The organism is Xanthobacter sp. AM11 (assembly GCF_047444035.1).
Classification (GTDB): Bacteria; Pseudomonadota; Alphaproteobacteria; order Rhizobiales; family Xanthobacteraceae; genus Xanthobacter.
In genome coordinates this window covers 2,519,040-2,532,833 of sequence record NZ_JBLAOA010000001.1, presented here as the reverse complement: position 1 = coordinate 2,532,833, position 13,794 = coordinate 2,519,040, and the positions used below count along the sequence as shown (strand labels likewise).

The window sequence follows — 13,794 nt, the reverse complement described above, 5'->3', positions numbered from 1 at the left end:
GGGCTGGACGATGACGGCGAGGTTCAGGGGGCTGCGAGGCAATCTCTTACAGGCGACATTCCTCAGCACGTCACTCATGGCCGGCGGCGCCCCGTATGCGCGGGCGCAGACCTGCACCCCGGCGGAATGCGTCATCAGCCCGGGGGTCGCAAGCATCAGCCGCGACGGCGCCCCCCTAACGGGCGCGGGCGGCGCCGCCGTCACCATCACCAGCACGGGGACAACGGGCAATCTCGCCCTCTCCGGCACGACCCTGGGCGGCAGCGGCGCGAACGGGGAAGATGGCGACTGGCACCCCATAGGGTCCAACGACCCAGCTACGGCCGGCCAGACCGGCGGCAATGGCGGCGACGTCACCATCACCAATTCCGGCGCCGTGGCCCCGTCGGTCAACAGCGTGCCCGGCATCTATGCGGCGGTGGTCGGCGCCGCGGGCGGCAACGGCGGCAACGGCACGGTGACAGTTCCCGGCGCGCGCGGCGGGAACGGCGGAGGCGGAGGCGACATCTTCATCTCCAATACCGCGGGCGGCACCATCTCCATCACCAACACGACCGCCGACGGGCCCTTCGGCGTCGCCGGCATCACCGCCTATGCCTCCGGCGGCGCCGGCGGACGGGGCGGCGGCAATGGGAGCGAAGCCAATGCCGGCCCCAGCGGCAGCGGCGGCGGCGGCGGCTGGATCACCATTTCCAACAACGCCAGCATCACCGCGAGCGGCATCAGCAATTCGGGCATCATCGCCGTGTCCGACGGCGGCGCCGGGGGCGACGGCGTTTCCTTCCAGGACGACACCTTCGTCACGAGTGCGCCGGTCGGCATCGGCGGCAACGGCGGCGGCTACGCCGACATCGGCAATAACGGTGTCGTTCAGGGCTCGGCGGTCAACCTGTCCAATGCCGCGGTGGCCATCAACAACAGCGGATCCATCTTCGTCTCCAGCGCCGGCGCCTATTCCACCAACAACATCTTCTCCGGCGTCTGGGCGAGCTCGTCGGGGGGCAGGGGCGGCAACGTCGGCTATTCGACCTATACGGGCGGCGCCGGCGGCAATGGCGGCACCGTCTATGTCAGCCATTCGGGCACCATCCGCGTGGAGGGGCGATACGGCTCCGTCCCGCACGTGGGCTACGTGGCGGCGGGCGTCGGCGCGGTGGCGGCGGGCGGTGTCGGCGGCCAGGGCGGCGTTCACTACGACGTCGGCGGCGTCTATGGCGGCGTGGGCGGCCAGGGCGGAAGCGGCGGCATCGCCAGTATCGTGATCACCTCCGGCTCCAGCATCCTGACGACGGCAAAGCAGGTGCCGGCGGTCTATGCCGGCGCGTCCGGCGGCAACGGCGGGCTTGCCGGCTTCGGCGATGGATATTCCTCCGGGGGCGGCGACGGCGGAACCGGCGGAACGGCAACCATCACCGCGGCCGGCACCTTCCAGACCTGGGGCGACAACGCGCCGGCCGTGGCCGGGGTGGCTGTGGGCGGCAACGGCGGCGTGCCGGCGTTCAGCCCCTACACCATCGCCGGCGGCAAGGGCGGCAAGGGCGGCACCGTCATCATCGACGCGAGCTTCGTGACCGCCGCCGGGCAGTACACCACCACCGGTGCCAGTTCCGCGGGCCTTCTGGCCAATGCATCGGGCGGGATCGGAGCCGCGGGCAAGAATGGCGGCGCCGGCGGCGCGGGCGGCTCGGCCACCGTCGCCGTCGGCGGCCAGATCGTCGTCAGCGGCACCAATTCCAGCGGCATCGTGGTGCTGGCCGCCGGCGGCATGGGGGGCACGGGCGGCGTGGACCCGTCCGGCAACACCGGCACCGGCGGCGCGGGCGGCATCGGCGGAACGGCCAGCCTCACGAGCACCGCCCAGGTGATCGCCTCCGGCACGGGCGCCATGGGGGTCTATGTCAGCACGCGGGGCGGCAGCACGGGATATGGCTCGCTCTACCATTGGCCGGTGAATGCCGGCTCCGGCGGCTATGCCTATGTGAAGAGCGCCGGCAGCATCAGCGTGACCGGCGATGGTTCGGGCGCCGGCCTGCGGGTCAACACCGGCGGCGGCAATGCCTTCTACCAGGTCGGCAAGATCACCCCCGACCATGTGATGTATTACCAGACCCTCAGCAGCACCACCGGGGCCGGCGGCGGCGCCGGGAACGCCTATGTGGTGGTCAGCGGCTCGATCACCACCGGCGGCACCGGCAGCCCGCCGTGGTGGAACCCGGGACAGTCGGTCGCCCCGGCCATCCTGATCCAGAGCTCCGGCGGCAACGGCGGGTATGGCGGCCAATACGGCCCAGGCCCGCTGGGCAGCGGAGGGGCGGCAGGCACCGTCACCCTCAAAGTGACCAACGGCCCCAATGGCGCGCCGCAATTCTTCACCGCCGGTGGCAACTCGCCGGGCATCGACCTTCAGGCCATCGGCGGCACCGGCGGCATCGGGCACGCGGAAACCGGCGGCTCCACCGATGACGCCGGATCGGGCGGGCTCGGCGGGGCGGGCGGCGGCATCACCCTGCACATCTATTCTGCCGATGTGGGCATCGTCACCACCGGCGCGCAATCCGCCGGCATCTCCGCGAACGCCAGCGGCGGGAACGGCGGTTCCGGCATCAACGGCAATGACGGCGGCACCGCCGGGACCATCGAGATCAAGACCAGCGCCACCATCGCCACCCTCGGCGATTCGTCCGCCGGCATCCTCGCCGTCAGCAACAGTGGCAACGGCGGCGCAGGCGTGGATGCGGCCGGCGCGGGCGGCTCCTGGACCTTGTCCAGCTATGCGGTTTCCGTCATCAACCAGGGCACGATCTCGACCCTGGGCACGTCCGCGCCTGGCATCGAAGTCATCAGCCTGGGCGGCAACGGCGGCTCGGTCGGGTCCGGCGGCGACGGCGGCAAGAGCGGAAATGTGCAGGTGCTCAACGCCGGCATCATCGTGACCTCCGGCGACGGCAGCCACGGCATCACCAACATGTCCGTGGGCGGCGGCGGCGGCACCTACAATGCCTACGACCCGCAATCCAAGACGCTCAAGCTCTTCGTGCAGGGCGGACAGGGGGCATCCGGCGCGGATGCGGGCCTCTCCAATCTCGTCAATTCCGGTTCCATCACCACCTCTGGCGAGGCCGCCTACGGCATCTTCGTCGCCAGCATGGGCGGTGGCGGCGGTGCCGGCGGTAGCGTCTCGAACCTCGGGCTGGGCGCGTTCGGCGTTCCGTCCATCGACATCGCCGTCGGCGGCAAGGGCGGCTCGGGCGGCAAGGGCGGCACCGTCACCGTCACCAACAATGCGGGCGGGGACATCACCACCCACGGGTGGGATTCGCCCGGCATCGGCGTGCTGTCCCTCGGCGGGGACGGCGGCATCGGCGGTCAGGCCTCCTCCTCCACCTTCGCCTTCGGCTTCCTCACCGACGTGCCCTCCTTCACCTTCTCCGCCACCATTGCCGGGGCCGGCGGCACGGGCGGCGACGGCGGCACGGTGACCGTCTACAATGTGGGCAACATCACCACGACGGGCGCGCTGGCACCGGGAATCGTGGCCCAGTCCATCGGCGGCGGCGGCGGCAATGGCGGCAACGCCCTGGCCCAGAGCCTGGCTTTCGGCATCTCCCCCAACAGCACCATCAGCATCACCGCCGGCGGCGCGGGCGGGTCCGGCGGAAATGGCGGCACCGTCACGGTCAACAACACCAATTCCGCCGACCCCACCTTCACGGGCAGCGCGGAAATCTCCACCTCGGGCTTCGCGTCCGACGCCATTGCCGCCTATTCCATCGGCGGCGGCGGCGGCCTCGGAGGCGCCGGCGTCAGCGCGGTGGATGCGGCCATGCCCTTCCAGACCGTGCTCGGCTTCCTGCCGCTGGCCTTCTCCCAGAGCTTCTCGCAGACCATCACCCTCGGCGGCGACGGCGGCCAGGGCGGCGATGGCGAAAGCGTCACCGTCACCAACAATTACAAGCTGGTGACCACCGGGCTGGATGCCCGCGGCATCGTCGCCATGTCCCTGGGCGGCGGCGGTGGAGCCGCCGCGGCGGGCAAGGCGACCGCCAGCCAGGAAGTCGCCTTCTCCGCCACGGTCGGCGGCACCGGCGGCGTGGGCGGCAACGGCGGCATCGTGACCGTCACCAACACCGCCGACGGCATCGTCGAGACCTCGGCGGACGGCGCCCACGGCATCTTTGCCGCGTCCATCGGCGGCGGTGGCGGCACCGGGGGCACCGCCACGGCGGACACCCAGAGCTCGCAGGGCGACCAGACCTGGGAGGCCATCACCAAGGCGACGATCGCCACGATCGCCCATTATGCCCAGACCGGCCAGAAGCTGCTCGAGTTCAGCCCCACGGTGCAGATCACCTTCACCGTGGGGGGCCAGGGCGGCGCCGGGGGCAATGGCGCGGCGGTCAACGTCACCAATTCCGGCAGCATCACCACCGGGGCGTCGGGCGGCACCGGCGGCGATCTTGCCATCGGCATCGTCGCGCAATCGGTGGGCGGCGGCGGCGGGGTCGGCGCGACGGCGACGGTTTCCGGCTCGCGGCTTCTGAATTCCAACATGTATGTCGGCGGCCAGGGCGGCGCCTATGGCACCGGCGGCAACGTGACCGTCACCAGCACCGGGTCGATCACGACCGCCGGCGACAGCGCGTTCGGCGTGCTTGCCCAGTCCGTGGGCGGCGGCGGCGGCATCGGCGGCCTCGCCACCGCGGTGGGCACCGCCACCTTCCTTCCGCACATCACCATCGGTGGCGGCAGCGGGGCCACGGCGAGCGCGGCCACTTCCACCGGCGGCACGGTGAACGTCACCGTCAGCGCGGTCAGCACCTCCGGGGTGGAAGCCCATGGCGTCGTCGCCCAGTCGGTCAGCGGCGGCGGCGGCGTATTCTTCATCAACCCCTCCGACGAGACGGATCTCGGCTCGCTCAGCTACCAGCAGGAGATTGCCGACATCGTCGTCGCCGCGGTGGGCCAGGCCGCCGTGGACGCGGCGGTGGCCGAGTTCAACGCCGCCATGGCCGCCTCCTCCGGCACCATCACTCTCGACATCGGCGGCCAGCCTGCGGGCGTGGATGTGAACGGCGGCGGAGGCGCGGGCGGAGCGGTGAACGTCACCAATTCCGGCACGATCGCCACCAGCGGCGCCGATGCCTTCGGCATTCTCGCCCAGTCCATCGGCGGCGGCGGCGGCTTCTTCACCGATGGAACCGGGGTGCCGCTCAGCAGCCTGTCCATCGCCGGCACCCTCGGCAACCTGGAAGGGGAATCGCTTCCCCAATCCGGCGGCACCGTGACCGTGACCCTGGCCGACGGCAGCGCCGTCACCACCACCGGCGCCGGCGCCACGGCCATCGTCGCTCAGTCCATCGGCGGCGGCGGCGGCTATACCGGCGCCATCGATTCCGCCGACATGACCTACCAGACGTTCCTGAGCGCCCCGCAGAACGACATGGTGGTCAACAACAACAGCGCCGGCGGCGATGTGGTGATCCAGACCGTGGGGTCCGCCAGCATCTCCACCACCGGGGCCAACGCCCACGGCATCGTCGCGCAGAGCCTCAGCGGCGGCGGCGGCCTCGTGGGCAATGCGAACGGCCTCGTCATTCCCCAGGCGGCCGGCGGCGCGAGCCGCAACCTCACCTTCCAGTCCGACGGCTTTTCGCCCGGCTCGGTCACCATCACCTATACCGGCACCCTCAGCACCACCGGCGCGGATTCCATCGCCATCTTCGCCCAGAGCGGGGTGCAGACCACCTCCGGCGCCATGGACCGCAGCTATGCCACCTCCCCGTCCGGGGATGTGACGGTCACCATCGGCGCGGACAGCACCATCACCGGCGGCAGCGGCCAGGGGATGGCGATCTTCATCGACGGCGGGGGCACGAACACCATCACCATCGGGGATGGCGCGCGCGTCACCGCAGCCTCGAACGTGGCCATCTCCGTTCCGTGGGGCGCCACCAGCGTCTCCAATTCCGGCTTCCTCCTCGGCGACCTCTACCTGCCGGTCAGTGCCGGCGACGCTGCCTCGAGCCTCGTCTTCGTCAACGCGGAATCGGGTTACTACCAGTCCACCGGGACGCCGCCGACCCCCGCCAGCCCGGGCAACGGCACCATCCAGCTTGGCGCCACCGGCACCATGAGCAATGCCGGAACCTTCAACATCGGCGGCACCAACACCATCGCCGCAGCGACCGTCACCGGAACGCAGGCGGTCTCCTTCAATGACGGCGCCTTCGCCCAGACCACCGCCGGCACCCTTCAGGTGGACGTGCAGGGCGCCGGGGCGGGCCCGGGCGCGGCGCCCACCTCGGACCAGCTCATCATCTCGTCGGCGGGCGACATCGGCGGCACCGTGACCGTCAACGTGATGAACGCCATCAACCCCACGGACCAGTTCACCATCATCACCCAGACCCAGGGGCTGACCCCCCTGGGCACGGCCGCCGCCAATCTCACCTACGCCCCCATCAACAGCGGCGGGGCGGAGCTGACGTGGACGCCCAGCTTCACCGCCAACACCCTCACCATCGCCCCGGTGGCCGACTTCACTCCCAGCGGCACACCGCTCAACGCCAACCAGACCGCCTATGCGCAGCACCTGCAGGCGACCTGGGACGCCGGCGGGGCGGCGGCCCTCGGTCCCATCTATGCGGGGCTCGTCAATGTGCCGGGTGCCGCCGCCTACCAGCGGGCCCTGGGCACCGCGGCCCCCGCCATCATCGGCGCGGGCGCGGTGGCGGCCATCGGCAGTTCCCGCACCGCCCTGTCCTCGGTGCTGAGCTGCCCGGAGTTCGAGCCAACGGGCACGCTGCTGCAACAGGGCGAGTGTTCCTGGGCGCGGGTGGATGCGGGCTTCACCTCGTTCACGCCCGCCGACTACACCGGGTTCGACCTCAAGCAGACCGCATATCGCATGGGCCTGCAGAAGGAGATCGCGCCCGGCTGGTTCGCGGGGGCGTCCGCCGCCTACGGATTGGACGCCTTCACCAACGAGTTCGGATATTCGTCCTCAAGCGGGCAGAATGTCGGCCTGTCCGCGTCCCTGAAGCGCGAGCTCGGGCCCTGGCTTCTCTCCGGGGCGGTGCATCTCGACTATGGCTGGTATGATGCCACGCGCAATACGATCATCGGCCATTCCGCCTACATCTCGTCCTCGTCCTACGAGGCCTATACGGTGGCGGGGCGCCTGAAGGCGGAATACGAGCTGCCCTTCAGCGCCTGGTATCTCAAGCCCTACGGCCAGCTCGACCTGATCTATACCAGCGTGCCCGGGTTCAGCGAGGGCGGGCACCTCAGCCCGGTCGATCTGGTGGTGGCGCAGGAGGACAATTTCGCCGTGGCCCTCGGCCCGCACCTGGAGGTGGGTGCGCGCTTCGACCTGCCGGATGGATCGGTGCTCCGGCCCTTCGGCACCATCGGCGCCACATGGTTCTCCAGCAACAGCTGGGACGTGACCGCCCGGCTGGCGAATGCCCCGGCCGGGGTCGGCGGGTTCGACACCGTCGTGACCCTGCCCGACCTGCTGGCGGACGTGGATGTGGGGCTCCAATGGAGCTCCACGCAGGGCGTGGACCTGCGGTTCAGCTACGAAGGCGTGTTCGGGACCGACTATGTGTCCCACGCGGGGTCGCTGCGCTTCTCGCTGCGCTTTTGACCCTGCGCGACAGGCGCCGCCTGGGGGATGGGACGGAAGCCGGCGGCGCGGCGCCGGGTGCTGGTTCGCTTCTTGCGTCGCGGGGCGCTAGAGCGCGATCCGATCAAATTGACTCAATTTGATCGGTCAATCGCCCTCTCACTTGAGGATAGAGCACGCGCCGACCAGCTTGCGGTGCAAGCTGATCGGCGCGTGCTCTAAGGATCACATCAGGCGCCGGATGCATTGCAGCCATGACAAACCCCACGACCGATGCGGTGCGGACCGGACGCACCATCGCCTGCCCCACCTGTGACAGCACCACGGTGGTGGTGCCGGAGGCCGACCCCAAGGCTGCCCGCTGCACCGCCTGCGGCGGGCTGCTCTTCACCGGGCGGCCCATGGCCCTCACCGCCGCGCGCTTCACCGCCCACACCGCTCATAGCGAAGTTCCCCTCGTCATCGATTTCTGGGCCGACTGGTGCGGGCCGTGCAAGAGTATGGCGCCCGTGTTCGAAGCGCTCGCCGCCGAGTTCGAACCCCATGTGCGCTTCGCCAAGGTGGACACCGACGCGGAGCGGGAGCTGGCCGAATACTTCCGCATCAGCTCCATCCCCACCCTCAGCTTCATCCACGCGCACCGCGAGGTTGCCCGCGTGGCCGGCGCCATGTTCGCGGCCGACCTGCGGCGCTGGCTTTATGATGCCCTGTCCAAGGCGCAGGACACCTCCGGGGCAGCAACGCCGCGGCCATAGCCGGCCCGGCCGCGGCTTCTCTGCGGCGGGCGGCGCCGGGATGCCAGCGTGCAAATGTCAGGCCCAAAGGCGCCCTGCCGCCGCCGGGCGTGGCGCAATGAGAACACGCCATTGTCGGGACCGCGCCAGAAGGCGGCCCATCGGCGGACCCGGCACGGCACGGCCGGCCCCGGTCAGGTGCGATATCCCTCCTCGGCCAGAACCTGACGCACCACCGGGCGGGCGCGCACCCGCCGGTAATGTGCGCCCACCCGCGGCGGCAGCGGCAGGCCGGTCCGGTCGGCCCAGAATTCGTTGTAGAACAAGGCCGCGTCGGCAATGGAGAAGTGCGGCCCCACCGCATAGCCTTCCGCCGGCATCCGCTGTTCCAGCAGCTCGAAGGCCTGGCTCACGATCTCCCGGCCATGGGCCTGCACGTCGTCCTTCAGTTGCTGCCCGCCCGGCGCCCCGCTCGCCGCCACATAGCGTTCCGCGGTGAAGATGCGCGTGAAGCCCTCGCCATGCAGCTGCACCAAGGCGAAGTCGAGCAGTTCCACCGCGCGCGCCGCCAGTTCCGCATCTTCCGGCAGGAGCTTGCCCCGCGGATAGGTCTGCGCGAGCCAAAGGGCGATGGACCTGAAGTCGGTCAAGGCGCGCCCGTCGTCGAGGACGAGGGTGGGGATGGTGCCCCTCGGATTGATCTTCAGATAGTCCGGCCGCAGGTGATCCCCCGCCGGAATGTTGATGATCCAGGCCTCGAAGGGCAATTCCAGGGTTTCCAGCAGAATGTGGATGCCCGTGGAGCAGGAGCCGGGGGTCATGTAGAGTTTCAGTGCCATGGAATGACGGCAAGCAAGAAGCGTGACACCGCTGCCGGTCCGGCGCATGCCATGGGGCGCCCGCAGGTGCCGGACGGACGGCACGGGTTGACGCTCGGGATGATCCGTTGCACTGACAGGACATACGACGCGTCGCGCCCGAGCGCGACAACGCATCACGCAGCCGCCATCCGCCCCGCCTCCCCGCGGCACCTGTTTCGTCCGTTGCCGAGAACAGGGTGGGCCAGGGCATCCGGCCGAGGCCGCACGAGACGAGCGAGGACAACGACCGATGCCAAGACCGCCCATTCGCCGAACCGGAAGCTCGGTGCGAGATGCGGCCGAAGCGGCCTTCAAGTCGGCCACGACGAAGCCGATCGAAGCCCCGCCCAAGGCGCCGGTGATTCCCAACGCCCGGAGCCTCGTCTCCCTGCGAATCGACCGCGAGGTGCTGGAGCATTTCCAGGCCGGCGGCGCCGGGTGGCAGGAGCGGATCAACGACGCCTTGCGGAAGCTCGTCGAAACGAAATCCTGAAGGCCGCCCGCACCGGCGGCAGCTCCGCCACCGCATCGCGCGGCGAGGGACTGTCGATGATGACGAAATCGGCCGCCTTGCCCGGCTCCAGGCCGCAGTCGGGCAGGTTCAGCAGGCGGGCGGGCCGCGCCGTCACCATGTTGAAGCATTGCATCATGTCCTGCGCCGAGCCCACGTGGCAGATGTTGGCGTTGAGGTTCGCCATCCGCAGCCGGGAGCAGTCGCCGAACGGGGTGAAGGGGTTGAGCACGTTGTTGGTGGAGAGGGAGCAGTTCACCCCGTGCCGCAGGAACAGGTGCGCCGGCGTGACCCCGCGGGTCTTCGCAAAATCGCGGTCGCGGCCCATGAGGAAGAGATCGGTGAACGGCAGCACGGTGAGCGCCACGCCCGCATCCCGCATGCGTCCGGCCAGGGCCGCGAGGCGATCGGCCGGCACGTAGGCCAGCTTGGTCACATGCCCCACCGCCACCCGCCCGCCCCAGCCATGGCGCTCGGTGAGGGCGCACACATATTCGAGATCCAGCGCCGACGGATCGGTGCCGAAGTCCAGATGCATGTCGATGTCCACGTCCGCTCTCGCCGGACGATTTCAACCGGATCGTCACTCTCGGGCTGACTGACAGCGAGCCGCTACTTCCGCGCGTGGATGAGGGCGCGTCCGTCGCCGGGTTCAATGAAGAGCAGGCGCCATTTACCTTCGAGCAGACTCGCGAGCGTGCCGACTCGAAGCGTGTGCCGCTGATCCCTCCAGGCACGTATCCAGCATCATCAACTGGTCGCCCCCCATGCGGGGGCGTGGATCGAAACGCGTGCTCCCGCGCCCTCTATGGCCAGCGCCTCGTCGCCCCCCATGCGGGGGCGTGGATCGAAACTTCGACAAGCTCGTCAACCACGCGCAGATCAAGGTCGCCCCCCATGCGGGGGCGTGGATCGAAACCGCAAACGCAACCCGCCCCACGGCGGCGCGCCGGGTCGCCCCCCATGCGGGGGCGTGGATCGAAACTGGGACATCGGCCCCTGGCAGCCCCACTACACGGGTCGCCCCCCATGCGGGGGCGTGGATCGAAACATTTTAGTAGTTGCATTCCAACTCATGCCGTGCGAGTCGCCCCCCATGCGGGGGCGTGGATCGAAACATCGAGGGGGGCGTGGTCGCCCGCGTCCTCCTGGTCGCCCCCCATGCGGGGGCGTGGATCGAAACATCGAGGACCTGGGCGAGGCGGCGCGGCGCTTTGTCGCCCCCCATGCGGGGGCGTGGATCGAAACGACTTTGTCGGCGCCACCTATTCCTCGGTGCGCGTCGCCCCCCATGCGGGGGCGTGGATCGAAACATGCCTGTTGGCGTGAAGCAATCGTCGGCCCGCGTCGCCCCCCATGCGGGGGCGTGGATCGAAACCGACCTCTCGGTGGTGGGCCTCGTGGGCACTGCGCGTCGCCCCCCATGCGGGGGCGTGGATCGAAACACGAGCGCCAGCGGGGGAGCGAGGTCGCTCTTGGCGTCGCCCCCCATGCGGGGGCGTGGATCGAAACCTGGGCGAGGTGCTTGGCTCCGTCACGCTGAACGGGGTCGCCCCCCATGCGGGGGCGTGGATCGAAACTGGGCCGACCTTGTCGCTGTGGTCGCCCGCCTGTTGTCGCCCCCCATGCGGGGGCGTGGATCGAAACAACCCGGATCTGGGCGAGGCGGGTGACGCGGCGGTCGCCCCCCATGCGGGGGCGTGGATCGAAACATGACCGATGCCCCTGAGGTCGAGTTCGTGATGCGTCGCCCCCCATGCGGGGGCGTGGATCGAAACGAGCGGGTGCGATTCGCTGGGCCGCTGAAAGCCAGTCGCCCCCCATGCGGGGGCGTGGATCGAAACATGCCCGAGGTATTGGGCTATCTCTTCCATATCGTCGCCCCCCATGCGGGGGCGTGGATCGAAACATGGTCGCGAACTCGCCTTTGGTGACGATCGTTGTCGCCCCCCATGCGGGGGCGTGGATCGAAACGGACTTCACCTCAGCGCGGACGAGCAGGCGTACAGTCGCCCCCCATGCGGGGGCGTGGATCGAAACTGGAGCATTTCGGCCCACTTCTGCGGGGCCGGGCCGTCGCCCCCCATGCGGGGGCGTGGATCGAAACTGGAGCATTTCGGCCCACTTCTGCGGGGCCGGGCCGTCGCCCCCCATGCGGGGGCGTGGATCGAAACTTCGCCGGCGCCGACGTCGTGATCCTGCCCGACAAGTCGCCCCCCATGCGGGGGCGTGGATCGAAACGCCTCGGACCGCGACGTCTGGATCATGCTCGTGGAGTCGCCCCCCATGCGGGGGCGTGGATCGAAACCTATGGGACGAGGAGCCATCCAAATGAGCACGCAGTCGCCCCCCATGCGGGGGCGTGGATCGAAACCTTAGGCTTCGGCTTGGATGGGCGCTCGATCCTGGTCGCCCCCCATGCGGGGGCGTGGATCGAAACGCGCTCCACCACCACATATTCCGCGAACAGCTCGGCGTCGCCCCCCATGCGGGGGCGTGGATCGAAACTCTTCGGCGCGCAAGTAGCTGTCTGCCGCCATGGTCGCCCCCCATGCGGGGGCGTGGATCGAAACCGCAAGGCGCGGCGCGAGCGGATCGAGGCGAAGCGTCGCCCCCCATGCGGGGGCGTGGATCGAAACGCCACGCCCGCATGCGCGGGCTGCTCAGGCACTTGTCGCCCCCCATGCGGGGGCGTGGATCGAAACGCGGTGCGCCCGCGCCAGGGCGACCGCATCGTCCGGTCGCCCCCCATGCGGGGGCGTGGATCGAAACCGTGTGGTGGCATCGGGAAGCGATAGCCGGATCTGCGGTCGCCCCCCATGCGGGGGCGTGGATCGAAACGCTGCAGCTGTGAACCAGAAGAACATGGCGATGGCGTCGCCCCCCATGCGGGGGCGTGGATCGAAACTGGTATGCCGAGATCAACTCCGGCGGCACGCCGTGTCGCCCCCCATGCGGGGGCGTGGATCGAAACACATCACCGCCCCCGCCACCCCCGCCGCTCGTGTCGCCCCCCATGCGGGGGCGTGGATCGAAACTGGGGCGATGACGGACCATGTGATCGAGTGGAACGTCGCCCCCCATGCGGGGGCGTGGATCGAAACATTGAGGATGTCGGGCTCCTGCACCACGGTCAGGTCGCCCCCCATGCGGGGGCGTGGATCGAAACCTTGGTGGCCGGCTCGTTTGCCGATGGCCAATTGTCGCCCCCCATGCGGGGGCGTGGATCGAAACTGGGACATCGGCCCCTGGCAGCCCCACTACACGTCGTCGCCCCCCATGCGGGGGCGTGGATCGAAACTGCCACCGCACGTGCCCAGACCTTCGCCTCGCTCTGTCGCCCCCCATGCGGGGGCGTGGATCGAAACATCGCGCGGGTGGAGAAGGTCGCGTCTCGTCCAGTGGTCGCCCCCCATGCGGGGGCGTGGATCGAAACACACGACCCCAGCGCTGCGCTGGAAGCCATCGGCCGTCGCCCCCCATGCGGGGGCGTGGATCGAAACAAGATCGTTCAGCATCTTGAGCGCATCGACCACGTCGCCCCCCATGCGGGGGCGTGGATCGAAACCCGAGATCTGGTTTTCCTCGCGCCGGACGGACGCAGTCGCCCCCCATGCGGGGGCGTGGATCGAAACACCTCGGATGTCATCGGCCTTCACCCCTTCGCATGTCGCCCCCCATGCGGGGGCGTGGATCGAAACGCCGCGCTGCCCCGCGCCGCCGTCCTGGAGGTTGTCGCCCCCCATGCGGGGGCGTGGATCGAAACCGCGCCGCTGAGCGGGAGGGCGCCGCAGAGGCGCGGTCGCCCCCCATGCGGGGGCGTGGATCGAAACTCCCGCCCTCTACGGGGCCTGGGAGGACCGGGTGGTCGCCCCCCATGCGGGGGCGTGGATCGAAACGTCGTCTTCCTTGATCGGAAGGACCTGCCCAAAACGTCGCCCCCCATGCGGGGGCGTGGATCGAAACGCTCTCATCATCGCGAACCCGAACGACGACGCCGTCGCCCCCCATGCGGGGGCGTGGATCGAAACCTCTTGGCGCCTATGTCGCGGCGTGGCGGAG

5 protein-coding genes and 1 CRISPR repeat array (1 of these 6 cut by a window edge) are annotated in these 13,794 nt (G+C 69.9%); of the genes, 3 read left to right on the top strand and 2 right to left on the bottom strand.

All coding sequences use genetic code 11. From position 1 onward, the window contains the following. Positions 1–76 precede the first annotated feature (76 nt). Positions 77–7,648: a hypothetical protein gene (locus tag ACI7BZ_RS11625; RefSeq protein ID WP_414117311.1), complete on the top strand. Its 7,572-nt coding sequence runs from the start codon at positions 77–79 to the stop codon at positions 7,646–7,648. A gap of 233 nt (positions 7,649–7,881) precedes the next feature. Beyond that, entirely contained in the window at positions 7,882–8,382 is a 501-nt protein-coding gene (gene trxA, locus ACI7BZ_RS11620) for a thioredoxin (RefSeq protein ID WP_414117310.1), read from the top strand. A gap of 173 nt (positions 8,383–8,555) precedes the next feature. Here the strand turns inward: trxA and ACI7BZ_RS11615 are convergent, their stop codons facing one another. Further along, positions 8,556–9,200, bottom strand: a complete 645-nt coding sequence (locus tag ACI7BZ_RS11615; protein WP_414117309.1) for a glutathione S-transferase family protein — start codon at positions 9,198–9,200, stop codon at positions 8,556–8,558. A 271-nt stretch (positions 9,201–9,471) separates the two neighbouring features. Between ACI7BZ_RS11615 and ACI7BZ_RS11610 the strand changes: the two genes are divergently transcribed. Continuing rightward, positions 9,472–9,714, top strand: a complete 243-nt coding sequence (locus ACI7BZ_RS11610; RefSeq protein ID WP_414117308.1) for a BrnA antitoxin family protein — start codon at positions 9,472–9,474, stop codon at positions 9,712–9,714. On the opposite strand, the gene ACI7BZ_RS11605 is transcribed toward ACI7BZ_RS11610, so the two are convergent. Next, positions 9,674–10,282, bottom strand: a complete 609-nt coding sequence (locus ACI7BZ_RS11605) for an amidohydrolase family protein (RefSeq protein ID WP_414117307.1) — start codon at positions 10,280–10,282, stop codon at positions 9,674–9,676. The genes ACI7BZ_RS11610 and ACI7BZ_RS11605 overlap by 41 nt on opposite strands. A 207-nt stretch (positions 10,283–10,489) precedes the next feature. After that, positions 10,490–13,794: a CRISPR direct-repeat array (repeat unit 32 nt; unit sequence GTCGCCCCCCATGCGGGGGCGTGGATCGAAAC) (it continues 2,089 nt past the right edge of the window).